The 25,570-nt window shown below is 71.7% G+C and carries 23 protein-coding genes and 2 pseudogenes; 12 read left to right on the plus strand and 13 right to left on the minus strand.

The window, feature by feature from the left end:
* Positions 1 to 127: 127 nt before the first annotated feature.
* A pseudogene (locus ABD350_RS04340) lies at positions 128 to 772 on the minus strand (TetR/AcrR family transcriptional regulator); the annotation flags it as partial.
* 131 nt (positions 773 to 903) lie between these two features.
* Here ABD350_RS04340 and ABD350_RS04345 point away from each other — a divergent pair.
* Positions 904 to 1,866, plus strand: coding sequence for an alpha/beta hydrolase (locus ABD350_RS04345; RefSeq protein WP_344346339.1), 963 nt, complete (start codon positions 904 to 906; stop codon positions 1,864 to 1,866).
* A gap of 198 nt (positions 1,867 to 2,064) precedes the next feature.
* Positions 2,065 to 2,772, plus strand: a complete 708-nt coding sequence (locus ABD350_RS04350) for an NAD(P)-binding domain-containing protein (protein WP_344346422.1) — start codon at positions 2,065 to 2,067, stop codon at positions 2,770 to 2,772.
* A 44-nt stretch (positions 2,773 to 2,816) separates the two neighbouring features.
* Here the strand turns inward: ABD350_RS04350 and ABD350_RS04355 are convergent, their stop codons facing one another.
* Positions 2,817 to 3,173 (minus strand): alpha-maltose-1-phosphate synthase, encoded by a 357-nt coding sequence (locus ABD350_RS04355; protein WP_344346340.1) that lies wholly within the window; start codon positions 3,171 to 3,173, stop codon positions 2,817 to 2,819.
* A gap of 150 nt (positions 3,174 to 3,323) precedes the next feature.
* Positions 3,324 to 3,929: a lytic polysaccharide monooxygenase auxiliary activity family 9 protein gene (locus tag ABD350_RS04360; protein ID WP_344346341.1), complete on the minus strand. Its 606-nt coding sequence runs from the start codon at positions 3,927 to 3,929 to the stop codon at positions 3,324 to 3,326.
* A 386-nt stretch (positions 3,930 to 4,315) separates the two neighbouring features.
* Between ABD350_RS04360 and ABD350_RS04365 the strand changes: the two genes are divergently transcribed.
* Positions 4,316 to 5,710 (plus strand): cellulase family glycosylhydrolase, encoded by a 1,395-nt coding sequence (locus ABD350_RS04365; RefSeq protein ID WP_382466732.1) that lies wholly within the window; start codon positions 4,316 to 4,318, stop codon positions 5,708 to 5,710.
* Positions 5,711 to 6,192: 482 nt separating this feature from the next.
* Here the strand turns inward: ABD350_RS04365 and ABD350_RS04370 are convergent, their stop codons facing one another.
* Positions 6,193 to 6,918, minus strand: a complete 726-nt coding sequence (locus ABD350_RS04370; RefSeq protein ID WP_344346342.1) for a glycoside hydrolase family 11 protein — start codon at positions 6,916 to 6,918, stop codon at positions 6,193 to 6,195.
* A gap of 451 nt (positions 6,919 to 7,369) precedes the next feature.
* The gene (locus ABD350_RS04375; protein WP_344346344.1) at positions 7,370 to 8,149 is read right to left on the minus strand and encodes an SDR family NAD(P)-dependent oxidoreductase; all 780 of its coding nucleotides are present in this window, start codon (positions 8,147 to 8,149) and stop codon (positions 7,370 to 7,372) included.
* Positions 8,150 to 8,212: 63 nt separating this feature from the next.
* Here ABD350_RS04375 and ABD350_RS04380 point away from each other — a divergent pair, with 63 nt between their 5' ends.
* Positions 8,213 to 8,776: a TetR/AcrR family transcriptional regulator gene (locus tag ABD350_RS04380; protein WP_344346345.1), complete on the plus strand. Its 564-nt coding sequence runs from the start codon at positions 8,213 to 8,215 to the stop codon at positions 8,774 to 8,776.
* Between the two features lie 20 nt (positions 8,777 to 8,796).
* Here the strand turns inward: ABD350_RS04380 and ABD350_RS04385 are convergent, their stop codons facing one another.
* On the minus strand, positions 8,797 to 9,828 hold the full coding sequence (locus ABD350_RS04385) for a LacI family DNA-binding transcriptional regulator (protein ID WP_344346347.1): 1,032 nt from the start codon (positions 9,826 to 9,828) through the stop codon (positions 8,797 to 8,799).
* Positions 9,825 to 12,260, minus strand: a complete 2,436-nt coding sequence (locus ABD350_RS04390) for a glycoside hydrolase family 2 protein (protein ID WP_344346348.1) — start codon at positions 12,258 to 12,260, stop codon at positions 9,825 to 9,827. The genes ABD350_RS04385 and ABD350_RS04390 overlap by 4 nt, the downstream gene beginning before the upstream one ends.
* Before the next feature lie 267 nt (positions 12,261 to 12,527).
* Here ABD350_RS04390 and ABD350_RS04395 point away from each other — a divergent pair, with 267 nt between their 5' ends.
* From ABD350_RS04395 to ABD350_RS04405, 3 genes are all read left to right on the plus strand, one after another.
* Entirely contained in the window at positions 12,528 to 13,862 is a 1,335-nt protein-coding gene (locus ABD350_RS04395; RefSeq protein ID WP_344346349.1) for an ABC transporter substrate-binding protein, read from the plus strand.
* Positions 13,863 to 14,013: 151 nt separating this feature from the next.
* Positions 14,014 to 14,973, plus strand: coding sequence for a carbohydrate ABC transporter permease (locus ABD350_RS04400; RefSeq protein WP_344346350.1), 960 nt, complete (start codon positions 14,014 to 14,016; stop codon positions 14,971 to 14,973).
* Positions 14,970 to 15,812 carry a carbohydrate ABC transporter permease gene (locus ABD350_RS04405; protein ID WP_344346351.1) on the plus strand — a complete coding sequence of 281 codons (843 nt, stop codon included), beginning with the start codon at positions 14,970 to 14,972 and terminating at the stop codon, positions 15,810 to 15,812. Before ABD350_RS04400 ends, ABD350_RS04405 begins: the two co-directional genes overlap by 4 nt.
* Positions 15,813 to 15,840: 28 nt before the next feature.
* Here the strand turns inward: ABD350_RS04405 and ABD350_RS04410 are convergent.
* Both ABD350_RS04410 and ABD350_RS04415 read right to left on the minus strand, forming a co-directional pair.
* A pseudogene (locus ABD350_RS04410) lies at positions 15,841 to 16,595 on the minus strand (UTP--glucose-1-phosphate uridylyltransferase); the annotation flags it as partial.
* A 319-nt stretch (positions 16,596 to 16,914) separates the two neighbouring features.
* A complete protein-coding gene (locus tag ABD350_RS04415) occupies positions 16,915 to 17,172 on the minus strand; it encodes a hypothetical protein (RefSeq protein WP_344346352.1) in 258 nt (85 codons plus the stop codon).
* A 177-nt stretch (positions 17,173 to 17,349) separates the two neighbouring features.
* On the opposite strand from ABD350_RS04415, the gene ABD350_RS04420 reads away from it, so the two are divergent.
* Entirely contained in the window at positions 17,350 to 18,555 is a 1,206-nt protein-coding gene (locus tag ABD350_RS04420; RefSeq protein ID WP_344346353.1) for an MFS transporter, read from the plus strand.
* A gap of 114 nt (positions 18,556 to 18,669) precedes the next feature.
* Entirely contained in the window at positions 18,670 to 19,521 is an 852-nt protein-coding gene (locus ABD350_RS04425) for an alpha/beta fold hydrolase (protein WP_344346354.1), read from the plus strand.
* Between the two features lie 15 nt (positions 19,522 to 19,536).
* On the opposite strand, the gene ABD350_RS04430 is transcribed toward ABD350_RS04425, so the two are convergent.
* Entirely contained in the window at positions 19,537 to 20,646 is a 1,110-nt protein-coding gene (locus ABD350_RS04430) for a streptomycin biosynthesis regulator (protein WP_344346356.1), read from the minus strand.
* A gap of 257 nt (positions 20,647 to 20,903) precedes the next feature.
* Between ABD350_RS04430 and ABD350_RS04435 the strand changes: the two genes are divergently transcribed.
* Positions 20,904 to 21,641 (plus strand): IclR family transcriptional regulator, encoded by a 738-nt coding sequence (locus ABD350_RS04435; protein ID WP_344346357.1) that lies wholly within the window; start codon positions 20,904 to 20,906, stop codon positions 21,639 to 21,641.
* A gap of 31 nt (positions 21,642 to 21,672) precedes the next feature.
* Here ABD350_RS04435 and ABD350_RS04440 read toward each other — a convergent pair whose 3' ends face one another.
* From ABD350_RS04440 to ABD350_RS04450, 3 genes are read right to left on the minus strand one after another with little or no spacing between them, the layout of a single operon-like run.
* Entirely contained in the window at positions 21,673 to 22,071 is a 399-nt protein-coding gene (locus tag ABD350_RS04440; RefSeq protein WP_344346424.1) for a hypothetical protein, read from the minus strand.
* Between the two features lie 56 nt (positions 22,072 to 22,127).
* Positions 22,128 to 22,757, minus strand: a complete 630-nt coding sequence (locus ABD350_RS04445) for a hypothetical protein (RefSeq protein WP_344346358.1) — start codon at positions 22,755 to 22,757, stop codon at positions 22,128 to 22,130.
* Positions 22,758 to 22,790: 33 nt separating this feature from the next.
* Positions 22,791 to 23,510 carry a YqjF family protein gene (locus ABD350_RS04450; protein ID WP_344346359.1) on the minus strand — a complete coding sequence of 240 codons (720 nt, stop codon included), beginning with the start codon at positions 23,508 to 23,510 and terminating at the stop codon, positions 22,791 to 22,793.
* Between the two features lie 230 nt (positions 23,511 to 23,740).
* Between ABD350_RS04450 and ABD350_RS04455 the strand changes: the two genes are divergently transcribed.
* Together ABD350_RS04455 and ABD350_RS04460 are read left to right on the plus strand one after the other, a co-directional pair.
* Entirely contained in the window at positions 23,741 to 24,940 is a 1,200-nt protein-coding gene (locus ABD350_RS04455; protein WP_344346360.1) for a hypothetical protein, read from the plus strand.
* Positions 24,941 to 24,950: 10 nt separating this feature from the next.
* Positions 24,951 to 25,544 carry a hemerythrin domain-containing protein gene (locus tag ABD350_RS04460; protein ID WP_344346361.1) on the plus strand — a complete coding sequence of 198 codons (594 nt, stop codon included), beginning with the start codon at positions 24,951 to 24,953 and terminating at the stop codon, positions 25,542 to 25,544.
* Positions 25,545 to 25,570 lie beyond the last annotated feature (26 nt).

Genomic DNA, 25,570 nt, shown 5'->3' on the forward strand with positions numbered 1-25,570 from the left:
ATCGGACGGGGCGCGGCGGCATCTCCGGGACTTCTCTGGGACTCTGCGCCGGCGGCGGGCTCTCCGGCCGCGCTCCACCCCGGCCCCTCCGGACAGCCCCCGGCGCTTCTCGTTCCGGTACGGCCGTCCGGACTTCGACATGGGCGAGTTGGGCGGTGAGGATCTCTTCGAACGCGGCGCGGCGGTCCGCTGCGAGGGGGCGGACGTCGCGGGCGAAGTGGGCCAGGGCGGGGAAGCGTTCGGGGTCGGCGCCGAGCACGGCAACGCGGAACTGCTCCATGCCCTGTTCGTACTCCTCGGGGGTGATGGTGCTGATGCCGGCCTCGGACGAGATCAGCGCGACGAGCAGGATCACGATGCGGTGGTAGCGCGCCGGGACCTCCTCGTCAGGCAGACCGGACGTGCGCAGGGCCTGTAGCACTTCCTCCATGACCAACCGGGATCCGGTGCCGCCGGACCCGTAGCGTCCCCAGACCGCGGCGAGTTGGGGTTGCTCGCCGAACGCCTCACGCAGGCGCAGGGCAAGGGCGGTGATGCGCTGCTTCCAGTCGCCCTCGGGGCGGTAGCCGTCCATCGCGGTCAGCAGGATCCGGTCGGCGACCGCGCGCAGCAGTTCGGTCTTGTTGCGGAAGTGCCGGTAGAGGCTCGAGGAGTCGGTTCCGAGCGCCGCGGCGAGCCTGCGCACACTGAACGACTCGGCGTCGCCCGCGCTCAGCAGTTTCGCCGCCGTGTCCAGGATCTCCTCGGTCGACCATCGCCTTCGGCCAGTCATCTCGCCCCTCTCGTCAAGTGCCAGCCTAATCTATGCACTTGCCTGTGCACGCGGTGCGTGTACAATGAGGGCAACGCACTGTCCGACCGCGACGGCACACCCGGCATCCGGCCGGGAAGGAAGAGGGAGACATGAGCGAGACCACTACCGCCGTACGACCGCCGGAGCCGGACTTCTCGGCGATCACCGCCGAGGAACTGCGCGTCTACCGTGAGGCCGAGAACCGCTTCCGGGCCTCCGACGCGGCGCGGGCGATCCTCGGAGAGCCGGATCCCGGTGCCTCGATCGTCTGGCAGGAGATCGCGCTGCCCGGCCGCGACTTACCGGTCCGGGTCTACCGGCCGTCCCCGGCCGGGGACGACGACGCCGCGGCCCGCACCGGCCTGCCACTCGTGGTCCATGTGCACGGAGGCGGCTTCGTGGGCACGGCGGCGCAGTGCGACTGGACCAACAGCCACCTCGCCGTTCGACTGCCCGCGCTCGTCGTCTCGGTCGAGCACCGCCTTCTCGCCCCGGACAGTCCGCTCACGAACGCGGCCGACGACGGCTGGGACGTGCTCCAGCACGTGGTGCGGCATGCCGCGCGGTGGGGTGCCGACCCGGCGCGCACGGCCGTCTTCGGCGAGAGCTGCGGCGCGCTGATCAGCGCGCTGACGGCCGTCCGGGCCCGGGACGCCGGCCTGGCGCTCGGGGCGCAGGTGCTGGTCAACCCCGTGGTCGATGTGACCGAGACGATGTTCGACCATCCCTCGGTCGCCGAGTTCGCGTACCGCCCGAGCCGGGCCCTGCCCCTCCTGCGGCTCGTCCAGCGGCTCGCCGTGCCGCCGGGAACCGACGCCAGGGCACTCTCGCCGCTGTACGCGGACGACCTGAGCGGGCTCGCCCCGGCGCTCGTCGTGGTGCCCACCCAGGACGCGGTCGCCGACCACGGCCGCCGCTACGCCGAGCGGCTGCGCTCGGCCGGAACCGACGTGCGGCTCTCCGAATACCCGGGTGCGAAGCACGCGTTCCTCACCTTGCCCGGCGTGGAACCACAGGCCGAGGCCGCTCAGGCGGAGATCCTCCGATTCCTGCGCACGGCCCTGGAGCGGTGACGAAGGGGCGATGGCGCCCCGCCCCGGACCCGGCGGCCCGACGGCCTCCCGATCCGCCTCCGGCCGCACGAGCAGGCCCGGCGCCTACGGGTCCCACGCCCCGCACGACAGCAGCGACGTCACACCCTGGAGGACGACACAGTGCAGCGCATCGGCATCATCGGAGTGGGCGAGATCGGCCGGGCCATGGTCTAGGGCCTGTGCGACGGAGGCGGCGCGTCGACGGAGGTCTTCCTCTCCCCCCGGGGAGCCCGCACCGCCGCCGGACTGTCCGAGCGCTTCGAGGGCGTCACCGTGTGCGCCGACAACCAAGAGGTGGTGGACCGCGCCGATGTGGTGTTCATCGCGGTACGCCGCCAGGACCATCACGACGCCCTCGCCGGGCTGACACCGGACGACGGCACGATCCTGGTCAGCCTGATCGCCGGGCTCGCCGCCGACGACCTGCGCCGAACCCTCGTCACCCGCGCCCCGATCATCCGCGCCATCCCGCTGCCCGCCGTGCGCGAGCGCCGCTCCGTCACCGTGACGTACCCCTCGCACCCGGTGGTGGACTCCCTCTTCGAGCGGTTGGGCGGAGCGCTCCCCGTCACGGACGAGGCCGCGTTCAACGTCTTCTCCGCGCTGACCGGGACGCTCACCGCCCACTACGCCTACCTCGCCACGCTCACCTCGTGGGCCGCCGGCCACGGCATCGCCCCCGACATCGCCGACCAGTATGTGCGCGGCCTCTTCCGGAACGTCGGCCGTTCCCTGAGCGACGAGTCCCGCCCTCTGCACCGACTCGCCGCCGACCACGAGACACCCGCCGGAAGCAACGAGCGCATCCGCACCACCTGGTTCGGCCCGGCCAACACCGCGGCCCTCGAAGGTGCCTTGGACAGCCTCCTCGCCGACCTGGGGTGAAACCTTGCCCGCCGCCCTGGGACTGATCGGTGGGGTGGTCCCGCTCACCGGGCCAGGGACTTGTACACCTCGGTCGTCTTCAGGGCCGTGGTCCCAGGTGGACTCGGTCTCCACGCGATGGCGTCCCTCCCGGCCCCTGCGTGCGCGCAGATCCCGTCCGCGCCGCGCGCGTCGGCCGCGATGCGTACGTCGATGCCCAGCGACTGCAGCGCGGGGTTGGCGTCCCGCAGGGTGTCCGGCACCGCGTACCCGGTGGTGTGCGGCTCGGCGACCGGGTTCCCGAACGCCCGGACCCGCGCCTCCGCGAAGCGGCGCAGCGCGCGAGTGGGTTCCGCCGCGTGGACACCCGCTCCCCCGTAGACCTCGGGCGTGTGCTCCCGAGTCATCAGGTCGATGCGCATCGATCGCCCTCGGTGGTCAACGGCCTGGAATCCCTGTCCGGGCCCGCGTCAAGGGGCGGGGCCGGACAGGGACTTCGCGCCCGGCCCGGGGGCCGGTGGTTCAGGGGCGCCACCCGGACCGGCAGTGGTTCAAGGTGGCCGGGGCCCTGTTCAGAACGTCACGTCCGAGCAGGCGTAGAACGCGTTGCCCGTGTCGGCGATGGTCCAGACGCCGAGGATGACGTGGTGGCCGCTCAGCCCGGTCGGCAGGGTGCCGCTGTGGCTGAGGGTGGCCGGCGGCTGCTTGCCGCCGTAGGGGACCGTCAGGAACGGGGTCGTGTTCAGGTCGGCGCGGGTCAGGGCGTGGCCCTGGTTCCAGCCCTGCTTGGTGACGTAGTAGCGGAAGTCGGTCGTCGCGTGCCGCGCCTCGAACTGCCAGCGGAAGGTGTAGCTCTGGCCGCCGGTGACCTTGGTGGTGGGCCATTCCGCGCCCCTGGGGGTGCGGGCGCCGTCGAGCTGGCCGAACCGGGTCTCGCCGCCGGAGCAGAGCCGACCGTCCGCCGGACCGCCCGCCGGGAAGCCCTTGGGGCCCTCGACGCTCTGCGGCTCCCACTGGATCTCGCCGCAGCCCCGCGCCGTGCCGTCGGCACAGAGCAGTTGCCTGCTGATGGGGAGGTCGGTGTAGCCGTGCCCGCTGGCACCGCCGGCGGACAGCGCGAAGGCGCCGGCGGTGGTGAGGCCTAATACGGCCGCGTACAACTTGCCCTTGGTGCGCATGTAGCCGCTCCTCGGAACGTGTGGGGAGTTGGTTGAGCCGGACCGTGCCTTGGTCTATACCAAGCCCAGGCTATTGCGGTCGCTTGGACATGTCCATACCAATGCCGACCCGTCCGCAGCCGTCGGCCCGCCCCCTCGCCCCTCCAGAGCGCTCGCCACGCAGGGCGCCAACTGAACTCCAGCTAAACTTAACCGGTTTCGCTCAGACGGTTGTCACCCCCGGTGTCTCGTTCTAGCCTCTCCCCCAGTCACCGATGAAGGCATTTCAGGCCACCGCTTTCCCGGCGGGTGTGAGCCGCAATTCGACGTCCGGGCAGCGGAATTCCGGGCCGGAACGCACATGTCCTTGCGTTCCGGCCCCACGCGCCACCACTTGGGGAGCAGAGATGAGCAAGAGACTGGCCACCGCGGCGGGAGCGCTGCTGGCCTTCGCCACCTCACTACTGGCCGCACCATCCTCCGCACAAGCACAAGCACAAGCACAAACACAAGCGCAGGAACAGACACAGGCACAGGAACGGATGCAGGCGCAGGCGGGCCCGGGGTTCCACGTCGCCGACGGCCGGCTGCTGGACGCGAACGGCGCCGACTTCGTCCTGCGCGGCGTCAACCACGCGCACGCCTGGTACCCCGCCAGGACGGCGCAGGCGCTGAAGGACGTCAAGGCCCTGGGCGCCAACTCGGTACGGGTGGTGCTCGCCACCGGCGACCGGTGGACGAAGAACGACACCGCGGACGTCGCCTCCGTGGTCGCCCAGTGCAAGCAGAACCGGCTCGTCTGCGTCCTGGAGGCCCACGACACCACCGGCTACGGCGAGCAGGCCGGAGCCGCCACCCTCTCCCGTGCCGTCGACTACTGGACAGGTGTCAAGGACGCGGTACAGGGCCAGGAGAAGTACGTCATCCTGAACATCGGGAACGAGCCTTACGGCAATTCCGGCTACGCGGCGTGGACCCCCGACACCAAGAGCGCCCTCGCCCGGATGCGGGCGGCCGGATTCCGGCACACGCTCATGGTGGACGCGCCGAACTGGGGCCAGGACTGGTCCTTCACCATGCGCGACCACGCCGCGGAGGTATTCGCCGCGGACCCCGATCGCAACACGGTGTTCTCGATCCACATGTACGGCGTGTTCAACACCGCCGACAAGGTCAGAAGCTACCTTGACCGGTTCATTTCGCAGCGCCTTCCGATCGTCGTGGGAGAGTTCGGGGACATGCACTCGGACGGCGATCCGGACGAGGGCGCCATCATGTCCACCGCGCGGCAGCTCGGTGTGGGCTACCTCGGCTGGTCCTGGAGCGGCAACGGCGGCGGTGTCGAGTACCTGGACATGGCCACCGGCTTCGACGCCGCGCGCCTCACCGCCTGGGGGCGGCGCGTCTTCTCCGGCGCCGACGGCATCCAGCGGACGGCCCGGGAGTCGGGCGTCTTCGGTGACGGCGGATCCGTTCCCGCGCCCGCGAGTTGCTCGGTCGACTACCGCCTCGGCGACTGGGGCAGCTCGTTCAACGCGGACGTCACCATCCGCAACACCGGGACGGCGGCCGTCACGGGCTGGCAGCTCGCCTTCGCCTTCGTCGGGGACCAGAAGCTCCGTTCGGTCTGGAACGCCAAGGCCGTCCAGCAGGGCAACCAGGTTCGGGCCACCAACGAGGCCTGGACGGAGACGATTCCGGCCGGCGGCTCCGTGAGCTTCGGCTTCAACGGCTCCTCCACCACCGCCAACGGCGTGCCGGCCGCCTTCAGTCTCAACGGCACCGCCTGCGCGAAGGGCTGACCCCGCAAGCCCGGCACCCGCGAACGCCGGCACGCCGGCACCCCTGCACTCCGAAGGGCCGCGTCCCCTGTGGGCGCGGCCCTTCCACGCGGCCTGCGAGCGGCCGGCCCGGGCCCGCCACACCGGCAACGACGAGTCCCTCGTCGCGGCCGCCTTCCCGACCTCACCGACCACCCGAGGCCGCTCGCCCGTGCGGCGGCTCCCGCCGCCGGCCTCGGCAAGCACCTCGACGGGCCGGGCGCCGCCGCGCACGGCGTTCCCCGGCCACGGTGCGCCTACGACCGATTCGGCACCGGCTCCCAGGGCGGCCCCGGCCCGGTCAGCGCACCCGCCGCGCCTCGCCGGCACCGAGCCACACGGGTACGCGCCGCGCGAAGCCGGCTGCCGACCCGGCCGGCCCGTCCCCTGGGAGGCGAGTCCACCACGGCTGCGGGACCCGCCAACAGGGCGGAACCCGCGGCCGGATGTTCACCGGACAGAGGTCAGCCACTGACCGTGATGGTCGAGCTTCCGCTGCTCTGGTAACCCTCGGTGGCCATGATCATGTAGTACTTGAACTGGCCCAGGTTCATGCCCGCGCGCGCCCAGGCGTCGAAGTGGTTGCCGGTGGTGATGGTGCCGGAGCCACTGGTCACCTTCGACTGCCGGACGCTCCAGTACTGGTCGAAGGTGCGGGTGCCCTCGACGGAGGGGGCGTTGTACCGCGTCGTCTTGTAGATGTCGTACGTGCCGCCGTCGCTGTAGACGGTGCCCCGGTACTCGCCGGTGGGCCGGTAGCTGCCCCAGTTGTCGACGATGTAGTACTCCACGAGCGGGTTCGACGTCCAGCCGTAGAGACAGCCGTAGCCGTTGCCCGACGGGTTGAAGTAGCCGGTGTAGCGGACCGTCCTGCGCCCGCCGGTGTTCCAGCCCTTGCCGGCGACGAAATTGCCGCAGTTGGTCCACCGGGTGCTGTAACTGCCGCCGCCGTTGAGCGTCATGGAGACGGAACCGCCGCCGTCGGTCCAGAACGAGTAGTACATGCCGTCGTAGCCGGTCTGGTTGGTGGTGATGGTGGTGGCGGCGTGGGCGGTGCCGGGCAGCAGCAGTCCGGACGCGGTGGCGAGCGCGACGGTGCCGGCGCCGCCGAGGAAGCCTCGTCGGCTCAAGCCGCTGAGGGGGGCGGGGTGCTGCTGGATCCGGTCCTGCTGCTTGCCGTGCTGCTGCATGCGTCCTCCCGATGAAGGCTGGTGGGGGGCGGGCGGCTCCCGTCACGCGGCCTGGCGTGGAACACGGCGCGGGCCGCCCGTGGTCGTACCGCGACGACCGGCCGCCGCCTCCGGTCACACGACGCGAGGGGGCGACGGTCTCCTGTCGTCCGGTGGCCACAGTTTTCGTAGAGCGCCATGACCCTGTCAACAGTTTCGACGTGCTTTCGGAAACCCTCCTGTAACCGGCAGGCGTGTTGGTGACATCTCCTTGGCTGTTCAGGCCCGCTCTCGCGCGACCCGGGGAGAGAGAGGGAGCGGGGAGAAGAAGGGATGCCACGCAACAACGTGCGCATTGTTCGAAACTTTCGGACCACAACGCCTGTATCCGACCCGGCGGAGACGGTGCGCGGCAGTCACCTGACCGGCCGGACGACTCCGGCCAACGGAGGGGCCGCTGCCTCCCGGCAGGTCAGCTCACCGAACGGATCGTCCCGCCGTCCACGCGGATCGTGGAACCGGTGACATAGTCGGCATACGGACTGGCCAGGTAGGCCACGGCGCCCGCGACCTCTTCGGGGCGGCCGAAACGGCCGATGTCATTGGGGATGAGGTCCCTGGCGGCATCGCGTTCGATCTCCTCCCACGAGTCCCCCCAGCCGCGCTCGGGCGCGATCGTGGTCAGCAGCTTCCGCACCGAGTCTACGAGGATGGCACCGGGAGCGACCACGTTGGACGTCACGCCGGTGTTCTCCAGTTCCCTGGCGAGGGACACGGCCAGGTTGTGCCGAGCGGCGAGAGAGGCGTTGTAGTGGGGCTGCGTTGCCAACGGCTGTGACGCGAGGCCACCGCCGATCTGGATCACCCGGCCCCAGCCGCGCTCACGCATTCCCGGCACCAGGCGCTGGATCATGCGTACACCCGAGACGACGTTGATCTCGTACGTGCGTGACCACACTTCGGGAGAGGCATCCTCCCAGCCGAGATGATCATAGGCGCCGGCGTTGTTGACCAGGATGTCCACGGCACCGGCGGTGGCGGCGACGGCGTCGGCGCCCTCGTCGGTGGCGAGGTCCCCGACCGCCGCGGCGACCGCACCGACGGCGGCCGCCACCTCGCGCGTACGCGCCGCGTCGCGCCCGTGCACGACCACATCGGCGCCCTCGGCTGCCAGCAGGCGGGCGATCGCGGCACCCAGCCCGGAACTCGAACCGGTCACCAGGGCCCGGCGGCCCGTCAGTCTCAGATCCATGTCCATCCCTCCAGCGGCTGATGTCTACAGATGTAGACATGACAGTAGTCTACACTCGTAGACATGACGCCTCCGCGACGCCGAGACGCCGCCGCCACGAAAGAAGCGATCCTGCGCGCGGGCATCGACGCCTTCACCCGACACGGCTACGACGGCATCGGAGTCCGCGACATCGCACAGGCGGCCGGCGTTACGGCCATGCTCGTCAACCGGTACTTCGGGTCGAAGGAGGGGCTCTTCGCCGCTGTGGTCGAAGCCTCCATGGCGGATCGGACCATCCTCACCAGCGATCCCGCCACTCTCGCCGGCGACATCGCGGCCGCACTCGTCCGCCGCACCGCTCCCGAGGCCGAGCACCTCTCGCCGTTCCTGCTGATGCTGCGCTCGGCGCCCAACCCCCGGGCCGCCGAGATACTGCGCGCGGGTATCGAGACCCACGTCGAGGCCCACTTGGTCGGTGTCGCCCCCCACCTGCGCGGCACCGACCGGGCAGCCATGACTCTCGCCGTCATCGCGGGTTTCTGGCTGATGCGCACGGTCATCGGCAACACCGCCCTCGACGACGCCGACGAGACCGCACTGACCCGCACCCTGCAACAGCTGTTCACCGTGCTGATGCGGCCATAGCCGCTCCCCCGGCCGCCGGCCTACCCCCCGGGCGCCGGCGCGGTGGAGCCGCGTGGGGTCAGCGACGGGGTCGGGACCTGGTGGCCCTGGGTGTCCACGCCGTTTACCACGTCGAAGAGCACGCGTGCCACCTCCGCGCCGAAGTGGTGCACGTCGTGGCTCATCGCCGACAGGGTCGGGTGGGTGATCCGGCACAGCTGGGAGTCGTCCCAGGCGAGCAGCGACAGGTCGTCGGGGACGGTGAACCCCATCTCCGCGGCGACGCCCGCCCCCGCGACCGCCATGATGTCGTTGTCGTAAACGATCGCGGTCGGCCGGTCGGCGGCGAGCAGCAGGGTGCGGGTGGCCCGGGCGCCCTCCTTCTCGTCGAAGCCGGTGGCGATCTGCCGTGCCTCCTCCAGGCCCAGTTGCCGGACCGTGTCGGCGAAGGCGCGCGCCCGGATGACGCTGTGCCCCAGGTCGGCCGGGCCGCCGACCCGGGCGATGCGCCGGTGGCCCAGGGCCGCCAGATAGCGGACGGCCTCCGCGACCGCCGACGCGTCGTCCGTCCACACCGCCGGGAACGTGCCCGTGAGGCGGGGGTGGCCGACGGCGACCGCCGGCATGCCCAGCCCCTGGAGGGCGGGCACCCGGGGGTCGTCCTCGCGGAAGTCCACCAGGATCGCGCCGGCGATCATCCGGCCGCGCCACCACTCCTTGCAGAGCGCGATCTCCTCGTCCAGGTCCCGCACCAGCCGCAGCAGCAGCGAGCAGGACCGCTCGGCCAGGACGCTCTCGATGCCCGAGATGAAGTCCATGTAGAACGGCTCCAGGCCGAGCAGCCGGGCGGGCCGGCACAGGGCCAGCCCGACGATGTCGACCCGCTGGCTGGACAGGCTGCGCGCGGTGGCGCTGGGGGCCCAGCCCAGTTCCCGGGCCACCGCGAAGATCCGTTCCCGGGTGGCCTGCGAGACCCCCGGCTTGTGGTTGAAGGCGAGCGAGACCGCCCCCTTGGACACCCCGGCCCGCGCCGCGACGTCCTTGATGGTGACGCGTTCCCCGGTCCCGCTCACCCGAGGTCCACGCAGAACAGGGCGGCCTCGACGGCGTCCTGGGTGACCGGGCCGCAGCCCTCGACCCGGATACGTGTGCGCTCACCGGGCAGGAGTGTCTGCCGGCCACGGTCGCAGACGGCGTCCGGGCCCAGCCGGTCGGGCTGGAGCAGAAGGTCTCTGACGAGGGTCTGGGCGCTCACCACGACGTCGACTCTATCCCCCGGTCCGGGCACGGGCTCCAGGGTGACGTCGTACCGGGGAGCGGGGTAGGCGAAGTCCTTGTCGGGGACGGGGAAGTGCAGTGCGCGCAGCCCTCCCCCGCTCTCGGCCCCGCCGGGGCCGGGGGACTCCGGCGCGTCCGCGACCAGGAACTCCCTCCCGGTGCGCGGGTCCGGTACGAGGTGCTCGGGGACGGTGATCCGGGCGACGGAACGGGGCCGCGCGGCCGGCTCGACCACGGCTTCGGCGAGCGTGGTGCCGTCGGCCGCGACCCGCCGCAGGGTCACCGCCGGCCGCCAGGGCGTGGCGGCCTGGTTGACCGCGGCGAGCACCAGGCCGTCGGGGTCCGGGCACAGGGTGAGCAGCCGGTCGGCGTAGACCCGGCGCAGCTCGTGGTAGAGCGGCTTGGGGCGGCCGTCGCCGTCGATGGCGGCCCAGGAGGTCACCGGCCAGCAGTCGTTGAGCTGCCAGACGACCGTGCCCGCGCACACCGGCCAGTGCGCGCGCCAGTGCTCGATGCCGGCGGCGACGGCACGGGCCTGCACCAGCTGGGTCAGATAGTGCCAGCGGTCGAAGTCGTCCTCGGGCAGCGGGAAGTGGCGGGCGACACCGCGGTTCAGCTTGCCGTTGCCGTCCTCGGCCTTCTGGTGGTGCAGCATGCCCGGGGAGTCGGGCGCGAGGGACTCGCCGGGCAGCGCGCGGCGCAGGGTGGCCAGGGCCGGCGGCGCCTGCCAGCCGAACTCGGCGACGAAGCGGGGCACGCTCGCCCGGTACTCGGCGTAGTCCTGGCGGTTCCACACCTCCCAGGAGTGGTGGGTGCCGTGGGCGGGGTCGTTCGGGTGGTGGTCCCAGGAGCCGGACCAGGGGCTGCCCGCGGTGTAGGGGCGGGTGGGGTCGAGTTCGGCGACGATCCGGGGCAGCAGGCCGAGGTAGTAGCCCTCGCCCCAGGAGTCCCCGGCGAGCGGGCCCTCCCAGTCCCAGTCCCGGAAGCCCCACAGGTTCTCGTTGTTGCCGTTCCACAGCACCAGCGAGGGGTGCGGCATCAGCCGGACAACGTTGTCGCGCGCCTCGGCCTCGACCTCTCCGCGCAGCGGCTGTTCCTCCGGGTAGGCGGCGCAGGCGAAGAGGAAGTCCTGCCAGACCATCAGGCCCAGTTCGTCGCAGGCGTCGTAGAACGCCTCGTCCTCGTAGATGCCGCCGCCCCACACCCGGACCAGGTCGACCCCCGCGTCCGCGGCCTGGGTGAGGCGGGTGCGGTAGCGCTCGGGGGTGATGCGCGAGGGGAAGGCGTCGTCGGGGATCCAGTTGACGCCCCGCGCGAAGAGCCGTACGCCGTTGACGACGAGGGTGAAGCCGGTGCCGTGTTCGTCGGCGGAGCGGTCCAGCTCGATCGTGCGGAAGCCGATCCGGCGGTGCCAGGTGTCGAGCGGCCCGGTGTCGTCGCCCAGGGTGAGCTCCAGGTCGTACAGGGGCTGTTCGCCGTAGCCGCGCGGCCACCACAGGCGGGGGTCCTGGACCTCCAGGGTGAGGACCGTCTCGTCGTCGGTCAGTTCGGCCTCGGTGCGCACGCCGGCCGTCTCCGCCGTGACGCGCAGGCGCCGGTCGCGCCCCCGCTCGGTGCGCTCGACGCGCAGCCGTACCTCGACGCGGCCGGTGCCCTCGGTCACGGTGACCAGGGGCCGCACCTCGGCCAGGCGGGCGGTGGACCAGTGCTCCAGCCGCACCGGCCGCCAGATGCCGGCGGTCACCAGGGTGGGCCCCCAGTCCCAGCCGAAGCCGCACGCCATCTTCCGGATGTACTGGGAGGGTTCGGGATAGACGTTGGGCCGCTCCCCCGTCACCGCGAGGACGGCCGCCGCCTCGTCGTAGGCGGAGGCGAAGCGGATCTCCAGTTCACCGGTGCGGCCCGTGACGTCGAAGCGGTAGGTGCGGTGCATGTTGCGGGTGGCGCCGAGGGGGCGGCCGGCGAGGGTGAGGTACGCGGCCGTGTCGAGGCCGTCGAAGACGAGATCGGTGCGCTCGTGGCCGCTGTCGTGGGCGAGTGGGCGGACATAGGTCCAGGCGCGGCGCCCGACCCAGGCGACGTCCGTCTCGTTGCGGGCGATGAAGGGGTCCGGGATGGCCCCGGCGGCGAGGAGATCGGTGTGGACGCAACCGGGCACCCGGGCTTCCAGCAGTTCCTCCCCGTGGCGCAGGCTCCAGCCCTCGGTGAGCTGGGTGACGTCCTTCATGATGCGGCTCCAATCGCCTGACTCAGGCCGGTCGACGGACAACGGCGCACAACCTAACGCGCCGATCGACGGCTGTCCATAAACCGGTCTAGCTACGCAACCGTAATGATCGGTTGATGATTCCGCATGTCAGAGTCGTACGCTGCGACGTACGGTAACGATTGCGCATCGCGCTGGAAATTACGGCTTTACCGGTTCACAGGTCGCTGACATAGTGCCGACATCCCACTCGCAGAGCTGAGCCGCAATCCTGGAGGAGCTGGGCACATGGGGAAGAACACGACGTTCGCGGGGCGTCGGTGGCGCGGTGGGCTGCTGGCCGCCGCGGTGCTGACCGTCGCGGGATGCAGCGGCGGGGGCACGGTCTCCGGTGAGACGGCGAAGGCACCGGCCGACCCGGCCGACGCCTCGGGCACGATCAAGGTCCTCACCCACCGCACCGACCTCGTCCAGAACGGGACGATGGCCCGGTACGCCGAGGAGTTCACCAAGGTCTACCCCGGGGTGAAGGTGAAGTTCGAGGCCCTCACCGACTACGAGGGCGAAGTCAGGATCCGGATGAACACCGACGACTACGGTGACGTCCTGATGATCCCGGCCGCCGTGGCCAAGAACGACTACCCGAAGTTCTTCGCCCCGCTGGGCACGGCCGCCGAACTGGGCGGCACCTACCGGTTCAGCGACAAGACCGAGGTCGGCGGCAAGGTCTACGGGATCGCCCAGTTCGGCACGGCCAACGGCTTCGTCTACAACAAGGCCGTCTGGAAGCAGGCCGGCATCACCGACTGGCCGGCCACCCCCGAGGAGTTCCTCACCGACCTGAAGGCCGTCAAGGCCAGGACGGACGCCCTGCCGTACTACACGAACTTCAAGGACGGCTGGCCGCTGACCGCCTGGAGCAACAGCATCGGCTCCGTCACCTGCGACGCCAAGGCCGGCGACAAGCTCGCCGGGGCCGTCTCTCCCTGGCGGAAGGGCGGCGAACTGCGCACGATCGACACCCTGCTCCACGACATCGTCGAGGGCGGCCTGGCGGAGAAGGATCCCAACACCACCAACTGGGAGGCCTCCAAGGGCATGATCGCGCAGGGCAAGGTCGCCACCATGCAACTGGGCTCCTGGGCCATCACGCAGATGCGCGACGCGGCGAAGAAGGCCGGCACCGACCCGGAGGACATCGGTTTCATGCCGTTCCCCCTGCGGAAGGACGGCACGTACTGCGCCGTTCTCGCCTCGGATTACCAGCAGGCCGTCAACGCCCACTCCTCGCACAAGGCGGCGGCTCGGGCCTGGATCGACTGGTTCACCCAGAAGTCGGGCTACTCGGCCAGGGAAGGCGCCGTCCCGGCCCTGAAGTCGGCCGCGATGCCCGGCACGCTGAAGGACTTCGTTGACAACGATGTCAGCTTCCTGGAGCGCTCCGAGGCGAAGACCGGTGAGGTCAACGCGATCGACAACGCGGCCGAGATCGGACTGAACAAGCCCGACTACCGCCAGAAGCTGGTCGACCTCGCCCGCGGCGCGCAGCACGGAAGCCTCGACGGCTACTTCGCGGACCTGGACAAGCGGTGGAACGAGGCGGCGCGGACCGCCGGCTCCTGAACAGCGCCGGCCCCGACCGCCCGTAGCCCGTACGCGACCCGCGCCGGGCCCCGCCGGACGCCCGCGCCGGGCCCTGCCGGATACCGGGCCGGTCCCGTCCGGGCCGGACGGGACCCGCCGCCGTATCACCCGCGATGACGAAAAGGCCGAGATGACCGAGACGACCCCTACGGCACCCGTCAAGGTGCCCCGCGCCACCCGGGCACCCGGCAGGGCGCCCACGCCGGACGGCAGCCGACCGGGCGGACGGGTGCTGCGCCGGCTGACCCCCTGGCTGTTCCTGGCCGTTCCCCTGGCCCTGCTGGTCACGTTCACGTATGTGCCGGTCGGGAACATGATCTACTACAGCTTCACCGACTGGGACGGCGTCAGTCCCGACCGCCGTTTCACCGGCGTCGACAACTACGAGCAGATCTTCACCCGGCCCGAGCTGTTCCGGGTGTTCTTCGTCAGCTTCTACTACCTCGCCGCCTCCGCCGTGCAGATCGTGATCGCCCTGTACTTCGCGACGGTGCTCAGCTTCGACCTGAGGTTCCGCAACCTGTTCAAGGGGATCCTGTTCTTCCCCTACCTGATCAACGGCGTGGCCATCGGCTTCGTCTTCCTGTACTTCTTCCAGGACGGCGGCACACTCGACTCGGTGCTGTCCTGGTTCGGCGCCGGCTCCGACCACGCCTGGCTCGGCGATCCCGAGTCGGCCAACACCTCCCTGGCCGGGGTGTCCGTCTGGCGGTTCACCGGGCTGAACTTCGTGCTGTTCCTCGGCGCGATCCAGTCGATCCCGGGGGAACTCTACGAGGCCGCCCAGCTCGACGGGGCCTCGCGCCTGCAGCAGTTCCGGCACATCATCGCCCCGAGCATCCGGCCGGTGGTCAGCCTGAGCGTCATCCTGGCGGTCTCCGGATCCCTGTCGGTGTTCGAGATCCCCTACATCATGACCGGCGGCGCGACCGGCACGACGACGTTCGTCATCCAGACGGTCAAGCTCGCCTTCCAGTTCAACAAGACCGGTCTGGCCTCGGCCGCCGCCGTCGTCCTGCTGCTGATCATCCTGCTGATCACCTGGATCCAGCGCCGCCTCGTACCCGACGAGAAGGTGGACCTCGTATGACCACGCCCCTGCCCGCCCGCCGCCGGATCGGCCCCGCGCTGACCTATCTGTCGCTGATCGTCGCCTCGGCGGTGGTGCTGATCCCGCTGGCCGTCGTCTTCCTGACCTCCCTGAAGACCTCCGAGGAGGTCGCGGACGGCGGTGCGCTGTCGCTGCCGGGCGACTGGCTGAACTTCGGCAACTACGTGACGGCGTTCAACGACGGCAAGATGCTGTCCGCCTTCGTCAACACGGCCGTCATCCTGCTGTTCTCCATCACCGGGACGGTGCTCATCGGGTCGATGACCGCGTACGCCATCGACCGTTTCCGCTTCCGGGCGAAGAAGCCGGTCATGGCGCTGTTCCTGATCGCCACCCTGGTGCCCGGGGTCACCACCCAGGTGGCGACCTTCCAAGTGGTCAACAGCTTCGGGCTGTTCAACACCATCTGGGCGCCGGTCCTGCTCTACATGGGCACCGACATCGTCTCGATCTACATCTTCCTGCAGTTCATCCGCGGCATCCCGGTGTCGCTGGACGAGGCCGCGCGCCTGGACGGGGCCAACTCCCTCACCATCTACTGGAAGATCATCCTGCCCCTGCTGAAACCGGCGATCGCGACGGTCGTCATCATCAAGGGGATCACCGTGTACAACGACTTCTACATCCCCTTCCTGTACATGCCGTCCGAGGACCTCGGCACCATCTCCACCGCCCTGTTCCGCTTCAAGGGCCCGTTCGGCGCGCACTGGGAGAACATCTCGGCCGGCACGATCCTCGTCATCGTGCCGACCCTCGTCGTCTTCCTCTTCCTCCAGCGCTACCTCTACAACGGCTTCGCCCAGGGCGCGACCAAGTGATCCGTGTCGGGGTGCGGCGGCGGGCTCGGAGTTCGTTGGCGACGTACTCGCGCGGCCGGTCGCGGAAGTCCGGGCCCAGGTCCTCGCGTTCGCAGGCGAGACGGACCACGGCGCGCAGACAGGCGTCGCGGTCCCCGGTGTCGTGGCGGCGGCCGCGGAAGACCACGCCGTGGACGGGCCCGCCGGGCGCCGCGCCGGAGGCCAGGGCCCGCAGGGCGTCGGTGAGCTGGATCTCGCCGCCCTTCCCCGCCGGGGTGGTCCGCGGGACGTCGGAGATCTCCGGCGACAGGCCGTAGCGTCCGATCACCGCGAGGTTGGACGGTGCCGTTCCGGGAACGGGTTTCTCCACCGGCCCGGCGATCCGGGGCACGTCGGGGGTGCCGCCGGGGGCCGGCGCGGCGCAGCCGTAGCGGCCGGTGTCCTCGCCGGGGACCTCCATCAGGGTCACCACGCAGCCGCCGTGCCGCTCGTGCACGTCGAGCATGGGGCCGAGGAGGGGGTCCCGGGGGTCGATGAGGTCGTCGCCGAGCAGGACCGCGAACGGTTCGCCGCCACATGGTCCGCCGTGCACAGCACGGCGTGGCCGAGGCCGAGCGGATCGCCCTGCCGGACGTGCTGCACGGTGGCGAGGGCGTCCGAGGCCGTGACGGCGGCCAGCCACCGCTCGTCCCCCTTGCGCCTGAGCGCGGTGACCAGTTCGTGGTTGCGGTCGAAGTGGTCCTCCGGGGCCCGCTTGTTCCGTCCGGTGATCATCAGGATGTCGTCCGGCCCGGCGCCGGTAGAAGGGGCCGAGCCGCTCGCCCGGCCGCGCCGACCACGCCGGCACGAAGCCGCTGAGGATGAGGAAGAAGGACACCCCCGCCCGGCCGGCCTTGGCGAAGAGCAGGCCGTAGCCGTCGGCGAAGTCCTGGTCGGCGAACGGGTCCACCATCTTGGTGAGCGAGGTGTGGAAGCAGAAGACGAGCGCCGCGGCGTAGAACCGCAGGCCGGTGGGCGAGGGCAGTTTCCGCCGGGTCCCGCCGGCTTGCCGGTCGGGCACGGTCACTCCTTTCGACGGCGGGTGTTCAACTGCGGATCGCTTCAGTTGCACACCCCGCCGGCGTCATGGCGCGGGCTCGCCCGCCTTGGCCAGGGTCCCGAGCGGGGCGGCCAGTTCGCCGATGAGCGGTGGTTCCTCCAGCGCCCGGCAGAGCGCGGCGTCGTGTGCCGGTCGCGCCGCGGCCGGCAGGTCCCGCCCCGCGGCGGTCAGTTCGGTGGAGAACCCGTGCCGGTCCGTCACGCACAGCACCCGGGCCGGCGGGCCGCGCGCCTCCAGCCGGTTGTCCATGCGGGTGGCGGCGCCGTCGCTGAGCGCGGCCACCCGGGCCGGCCGTAGCCGCGCACGCGGGCTTCCGAGGAGTCGTCGGGGATGTACATGGGCGCCTCCCGGGATGGTAGATGGGCAATGCGTGTGCACGCTACCTGCTTGCGCCCATAGCTGGCGTGCGCAACTGTTGTGCACGCTCGCTATGAGCGTCTGCACAAAGGAAGGACACCCATGCCCCTCGCGTTGCTGGCCCTGGCGATCAGCGCCTTCGGTATCGGCACGACCGAGTTCGTCACCAACGGCCTGCTGCCCGAAGTCGCCACGGACTTCGACGTCTCCATCCCGACCGCGGGCCTGCTGACCTCCGGCTATGCGCTGGGCGTGGTCGTCGGAGCGCCCGTGCTGACCGCGGCCACCACCCGGGTGCGCCGCAAGCACCTGCTCGTCGGCCTGATGCTGCTCTTCATCGCGGGCAACCTGGTCGCGGCGGTCGCGCCCACCTACGGCCTGCTGATGACCGGCCGGGTGCTGTCGGCCCTGTGCCACGGCGCCTTCTTCGGCGTCGGGTCCGTCGTCGCGGCGGGCCTGGTGGCCCCCGACAAGAAGGCCGGCGCCATCTCGCTGATGTTCACCGGCCTCACCCTCGCCAATGTACTGGGCATGCCGATGGGCACCGTCCTCGGCCAGCACTTCGGCTGGCGGGCGGCGTTCTGGGGCGTCGTGGTGCTGGGGCTGATCGGCCTGCTCGGCATCATGGCCCTGGTGCCGAGCGAACCGGTCGCCGAGGAGAGCAACCTGCGCGCGGAGCTGGCGGCCTTCCGCAAGTCACAGGTCTGGCTGGCGCTCGCCGTCACCGCGATCGGATTCAGCGGCCTGCTGGCCTCCTTCACCTACGTGACGCCCATGATGACGGACGTGGCCGGGTTCTCCGCGTCCAGCATCACCTGGCTGCTGGCGCTGTACGGCCTGGGACTGGTGGCCGGCAACCACCTCGGCGGCAAGGCAGCCGACCGTGCCCTGACCGCGACCATCTTCACCCTGCTGATCGCGCTCGCCGCCGTCCTGCTGCTCTTCACCGTGACCGCGCACCACAAGGTGACCGCCGTCATCACCCTGTTCGTGCTCGGCGGCGTCGGGTTCGGCACCATCCCGCCGCTGCAGACGCGGGTCATGCAGCTGGCCGGCGGGCCGGCGACGCTCGTGTCCGCGGCGAACATCGCGGCCTTCAACCTGGGCGCGGCGGTGGGTGCCTGGCTCGGCGGGGTGACCATCGACGCGGGCCTCGGGTACACCTCCCCGAACTGGGTGGGCGCCGTCATCACCACCGTCGGCATCCTGCTGGCCGTCGTCTCCGTGGGCATGGAACGCCGGGGCCGGCAGGACACCGCGCCCGCGGCGCCGTCCGCGCCGCCCCCCACCTCCGCGTCCGGCGGCTGACCGGAACGGCGTCCCGCCCGCCCGCCTTTCCACGGCCCCGCGCCGACGGCGCGGGGGCGCTCCCCGCCGGCCTCCTCTCCGGCGGTCCGACATCTTCCCCGACAAGGAGCACCAGTGCCCCGAGTAAGCACCGAACTGTCGTCCGGCCCGAGCGTGGTCGAGTACCTGCACACGGGTTCCGGCGAGGGCGTCGTCCTGGTCCACGGCACCGGGGCCACCCCGGACGGCAACTTCGGCCACCTGATCGACGTGCTGCGCCCCCGCCACACGGTGGTGGCTCCCTTCCTGTCCGGCGCGGGCACGACCACGGACACCGGGGCGCCGCTGACGGTCGACGACCTCGCCCGCCAGGTGACGGCCGCCGCCGCCGACGCCGGCCTGACAGGGTTCCACCTGGTGGGGCACTCGCTCGGGGCCTGTGTGGCAGCGGCGGTGGCGGCCCAGTGCGGCGACCGCGTCCGCACGCTGGTGCTGCACGCGGGATGGGCGACGAGCGACGCCAGGATGACGGCCCAGTTCGCCCTGTGGCGGCGGCTGCTGGCGGTGGACACCGAGCTGCTGGCCCGCGTGGTCCTGCTGACCGCCTTCCGGGCCACGGCCCCGCACTTCCGGGACGCGGCGGCGTTCGAGCGCGAGGTCGCGGCCTTCGCCGCGATGTTCCGGCCGGAGGGCACGGCCCGGCAGCTGCTGCTCGACGAGAAGGTCGACATCGCGCGGCTGCTGCCCCGGATCACGGCGCCTTCGCTCGTCATCGCGGGCACCGGCGACACGGTCGTCCCGCCGTACCACCAGGAGCAGCTGGCCGAACTCGTCCCCGGCGCCCGGCTGACACACGTGGCCGGCGGACACGCCTTCCCCTTCGAGTCGCCGGAGCGGTTCACCGGGCTGGTGACCGAGTTCATCGCGGGCGCGGCGTCCACAGCGGACGCCGGGCCCGCACATGCCGGGCCCCGCGCTGCGTCCTGACCCCGTGGACGTTCCTCAGGACGCCCGCGAGACCTCGTCCGGGCCGGTGACCGCCACCTCGGACTCCAGCCGGTCGGCGAACCTGCGCAGCGAGTCGGCGTAGGCGCGGGCGGCGGCGGACAGCAGCGGGGCGCAGTGGCCCGGAACGCCGTGCAGGATCCGCTGCTGCTGGGTCGCCAGGGGCACGTGGGGCTCCAGCATGCGCAGCAGGAACCGGCCCACCTCCGTGAACCGCAGCGACGGGTCCTGGCGCAGCGCGCGCAGGGCGGCCTGGAAGTCGGCGGGCCTTTCGGCGGGGACGTCGTCCGGCCGCCTCGGCGCCTCGGCGCTCCGCAGGCGCGCGGGGGCCGCCACCGGCGCCGGCCGCCGGCCGCGCCGGCGCGCCGGTACCGGGTCCTCGCCCCGGCTCAGCCGGGCGCGTACGTCCCGCACCGTCCCGGGTGACACACCGGCCTGCCCGGCGATGGTCCGCAGCGAGGCGTCCGGCTGTTCACGCAGCAGTCGGGCCGCGAGTTCCCGGCCGTGGCGCGGATCGACGGGGCGGGCGCGGTCGTCGCGGCCCACCCGCACCGCGGGGCGGTCCCCGGCCGGGGGCCGTACGCCCCGCAGCTCGGCCACCACGCGGGCCGACAGACCCGCGACCGCGGCGATGCGGCGGTCGGACCAGGCGGGCCGGGACCGAAGGATGCGCAGGGCGGCCGTACGGCGCTCCGCGAGCGACAGCGGAAGCCCGTGCGCGGTGTTGGCGTGGACGGCGTAGACGAAGGCCTCGTCGGGTCCGCCGTCGAAGTAGCGCACGGCGATGGTCCGGTCGCCCCTGCGCAGGGCGGCCTCCAGGCGGTGCAGACCGTCGACGACCCGGCCCGTCGCCGCGTGGACGACGACCGGCGGGAAAGGGTCGTCCAGGGCGGCCAGCGTCTCCACGTGCTCGGGGTCGAGGCGGCTCCTGGGGGAGGCGGCCGGGCGCAGGCGGCCGAGGGGCACCTGCTCGACGCGGCCGCCCAGTCCGCGTCTCACCTCCGCGGCGACGGACGTCGCCGGCTCGGCGCCGCTCGGGGCCGAGCCGTCCTCGGATAAGGAGATCCTCCCCGCTGAGGTGACCTCTACCGCGTCGCCAGTGTGCACGCTTCCCCCTCCTGCTCGGCCGCGCGGAACGGCGGCGCGACGCCCGTCCCGGCCGGGCGCGTCCTCGCGTCCGGTGCGCTCCCGCGCGGCCGGTGAGCCGCTGCCGTTGTCAGGGAATCGCGAGGGCGTCAACCAAATATTTCCGGTATGTTGAAACGCAGCTCGCATTCGGCTCGCTCAATTCCACATTGCGCTACAACGCTAGCATGTTGCCCCTCATGTGGGACGGTGCCCCATCACGAAGAGGAAGATTCGGCATGGTGGAAACAGACTCCACACGCCCGCATCGCGTGCAGTCCGTGGCCCGCGCCTTCGCCTTGCTGGAGGCCGTCGGCGCCGCCGCCGAGGGAGTCCGCCTGAGCGACGCGGCCGAGTCCGTCGGCCTGTCCCGCAGTACCGCCCACAACCTGCTGTCCACGCTGGAGTCGCTCGGGTACGTGACACAGCGTTCCCCGGCGGGGCGGTACATCCTCACCGAGCGCCTGACCGAACTCGCCCGCGGCTCCGTCGGCAGCGACGACGCGCTGCGCGACACGGTCCACCCGGTGCTCGACCAGCTCGCCTCGATCAGCGCCGAGACCTGCTACCTCGCCGTCCCCGCGCTGCGGGACTACGTCTACATCGACACCGTGGAGTCCTCCCAGCCGCTCAAGCTGGCCGTACCCGTCGGCGGCCACGACCCCTTCTTCGGCACCGCCATCGGGCACATCCTGCTCGCCTTCCGGCCGGCCACCGCCGAGCGCCTCTCCCGTGAGCAGCCAAAGGAGTGGGCCCGCTGGAAGGAGCACGTCGCCGCCGTCCACGAACTCGGCTACGCCCTCGATATCGAGGACTACCGGCCCGGACTGTGCTGCGCCGCGGTGCCGGTACGCCGGCACGGCCGCGTCGTGGGCGCCCTCGGCGTGTCCGGCCCGGCGTCCCGGCTACCCCGGGACCGGCTGCGCGAGCTGGCGGTCACCGCGTCCCGCCTGCTGGCGACGGCTGGGATCGGCTGACCCGCGGCACCAGGCGGCGACGCCACCCCGTCTACCCCGCCGGCCTCGTCCGTGCGGCGCACCGCGCGGTCGTGCGCAGCCAGGCGGTGATCCAGCCCGTCTGCATCGCGGCGTCCAGCAGGTAGGTCGGCCGGATGCGTCCGCGGGGCACGTAGACGAGGTCGACGGCCAGCAGGGTCAGCGCCGTGCCCAGGCCGATGCGGCGGGCGTGGGCCGTCCCGTCGGGGTCCGCTGCCGCCGCCAGCTGGGCGAGTCCGGAGCAGGCCAGCAGCCCGCCTGTCGTCATCTGGAGCCACACATCGGTCTTCGGCCCGAAGACCCACTCGAAGCTGCGCAGGTGCACCAACGGCCACAGCCCGCCCACCACGTTGAAGGCGCCGTGCGCCACCGCCATACCGCGCCCGGCCGCCTGGTCCGGCGCCCTGTCCATCTTGTTCACGTCGCCTCCCTTCGCGGGGGCGTGCCGAGTACCCCGGACGGCGTTCCTCACCCGGCGCCGAGCCGGACGGTCGTGACGACCCGGGTGAGCGACGGCCGTCTCGGCACCGAACCGAAACCGAAGCGGACGGGCGGGTCGACCGGGGCCAAGGCGCCGAGGCCGGCGCCGTCGAGGGACGCGGAGAGCGCGCGGACGGCGCGCAGGTCCCGTGCGCCGTACCACTCGCGGCGGCCCGCCCCGGCGCTGCCCCGGGTGCGGACACCGGGCAGCAGCAGTCGGGCGGGCCGGTCGGTGAGCGCGCTCCACGCGGGGCGGCGGGCGAGCGCGCCGGGCACGGCCCGCAGCAGCAGGCCCAGCGGCCGGCGCCGCCCGGTGACGAAGCGCAGCCGGAGCGGGCCCGCGGTGACGGTCCAGACGCCGTCCGCCACACCGGCCCGCACCGGTACGACGCGTACGGTGTCGAAGACGTAGGTGCCGGCGATGAAGTCCGCCGTCTCCCGGGTGGGCGCGAGCAGCAGCCGTTCGCCGTCCGGGCGCTCCAGCATCACGTCGCTGAACGGGCCGAACGGCGACCGCTGCCAGTGGCCCAGCACCACCCGCGTCCCGGAGGTCGTCCCCAGGCCCGCGATCCAGCCCTCGAAGCGGAGCGTCCGGCGGCGCGCGGCGCCCCCGCTCATCCGGGGGCTCCCACGGTGCCGGTCCGCCCGGGTTCAGCGCGTCCGCGCGCAGGGCACCGAGACGCCCATCCGCACATGCCCGACCCCGTCCGAGAAGTGCACGACGGGCTCGCCGGCGGGGGCCGGCAGACCCGCCTCGGTGGTCAGGGTCTCCTCCAGTTCCTCCACGGCGGCGCCGGCCAGCGGCCAGGGCTCGTGTTCCACGGGTGTCTCCCACAGCAGGCCGAACCGACGGGTGTACGCCCGCCAGCGCGAGGTCAGCCACACATCCCGTCCGGTGGGCCGCTCGATCGGGTCACCGGGGCGGACGGCAAGCCGGTAGGAGGCGCGGCCCGGCCGTCTCCGGCCCGAGTAGCGGACGGTCCCCCCGCTCCGGGTGACCTCCAGGACGCCGGGATGGTACGGCGCGCCGATCGCCCACGCCGCCAGCATGAGGGGGCACGCGACCTCCAGGGAGAAGAACCACAGCCCGTCCCGGCCACTCGGGGGCCGCACGTAGGTCCGCAGGTTGGTCTCCGCGAAGGTGGGGAGCCCGGGCACCCGGGCCGGCACGCCGGCCGGGCGCACGTCGGCCATCAGGAACGGGGTGAACCCCACCCAGGCGCTGCCCTCGTACTCCTCGACCTCCAAAGGCTCCGGCACCAGCGCCCGCACCTCCTGCACCGGATACGCCCAGTGGACGAACGTCTGCGTCATCCAGCCCGCCCACAGCGCCGGCAGCCGCACCCGCTGCTCCGCCTCGTACGCCACCACGCGCCACGAGTCCCCTGGTTCCCGCGGCGGAAACGGCAGGGGCGGGCAGGCCGGGCCGGGGCGAACAGCCCAGCCACTCGCACTAAGGGAGGAAGACTCCGGCCGTCCGGGCGTGGGCGGTGGCCGGGACGGTGGCGTGGCTGAAACATGAGCGGGGTGCCCTGACGTTCGCCTGCAGTGCGACGGCGGGGGTACCTCACCGCCCCCGAATCGTCACAGGAGTGGCCTCGATGACCTTCAATCCTTTGGAGCAGCGGGGCATCCCGCTGGACCGTCAGCTGCGCAACTGGCGTGAGCTGAACGTGGAACCGATCGACCCCGACCGCTGTGACCCCTACACCCGGTGCCGCGTCATCACCATGAACGGCATCGAGGTGGAGGCGATCCTCTTCAGCCATCAGCTGGCCCGCAACACCGCCGACCCCGAGGTGAAGCGGCAGCTGGCCCGGACCCGCTACATCGAGGCCCAGCAGCAGAAAGTCGTCAACTGGCTGCTGCCCGGCGTGTCCTCGGTGCTGGAGACGACCATCGCCTACGAGCAGGTCGCGGTGGACCTGACGGCGTGGGTGGCGCGGATGGAACCGGATCCCTATCTGAAGCAGGCGTACCAGTTCGGGGTCCTGGAGGACTTCGACCACCTGTACCGGTACGCGAACCTGTACGAGATGATCGAGCACCGCAAGGCGGAGTCGATCGTCGACAACCTCACCGAGGTCATGCCGGGCCGGCCCACGAAGTTCCACCACCGCGACCCCTACGACAACGTCCGCGACCCCTACGACAAGGCGGCCACGAGCCCGCTGTCGAAGCTGCACGCGCTGACCATCATGTCGGCCGAGCAGCAGACCATGAACTTCTACATGAACACCGGCCCCACCTACATGGAGCCGATCGCCCGCCGGCTGTACCAGGAGATCGGGCTGATCGAGGAGGAGCACGTCACCCACTACGAGTCCCTGGTGGACCCCGGGGAGACGTGGTGGGAGCAGCTCGTCAACCACGAGTACAACGAGTGCTACCTCTACTACTCCTTCATGGAGCAGGAGAGCGACCCCAAGGTCAAGGCCGTCTGGGAGCTGCACCTGAACATGGAGCTGGAACACCTGCACACGGCCTGCGACCTGATGCGCCGCTACGACGGCCGGGAGCCGCAGGAGGTCCTCGCGCCCGAGCTGCCCAACGTGCTCACCTTCGAGCCGAACAAGCAGTACCTGCGCGAACTGCTCGACACCCAGATGGACCTGACCACGCTCGGGGCCGGCTATGTGCGCGAGGCGCACGAGCGGTTCGAGAAGATGCAGGAGCGGATCCACGGCGGCGAGGAGCCGCCGAGCGAGCGGGTCATGGCGGAGCACGACCAGATGTTCGGCCGCGAGTACCGCGTGCAGTCCGAGGGCGAGCACCCCGATCCCCGTATGCGCGAGAAGTGAGGGAGCCGACATGTCCGAGCTGCACACTCCGCAGGCCGGTGACGACGGGGCGAAGGACACGGACGTGGTGGCGCTGCTGATGCGCCAGCACGGGGACATCCGCAACCTCTTCGACGAGGTCGAGGCCGCGACCGGGGACGAGCGGCGCGCCGCCTTCCGGCGGCTGGTGCGGCTGCTGGCCGTCCACGAGACCGCCGAGGAGGAGGTCGTCCACCCCTTCGCCCGGCGCGCGATGCCCGGCGGCGAGGAGGTCGTCCGGGACCGGCTCGCGGAGGAACGGGCCGCCAAGGAGGCGCTGGCCGCGCTGGACGACATGGACACCGACGACCCGGAGTTCCTGCCCCGGCTGATGCGGCTGCGCACGGACGTCCAGGAGCACGCGCGGGCCGAGGAACGCTACGAGTTCACGCACATCCGGCGCAGCACCGACGTCACCAACCTCGCGGCCATGGCCAGGGCCGTCAAGGCCGCCGAGGCCATGGCGCCCACGCACCCGCATCCCGGGGTCGAGTCCGGGGCGAAGAACATGGCGCTCGGGCCGGTGGCCGCGCTGATGGACCGCACCAAGGACCTGGTGCGCAGGACCATGGGCAAGGACGGCTGACGGCCGTCCGCTCGGGTTCGCCGATC

The organism is Streptomyces nogalater, assembly GCF_039532885.1.
GTDB lineage: Bacteria > Actinomycetota > Actinomycetes > Streptomycetales > Streptomycetaceae > Streptomyces > Streptomyces nogalater.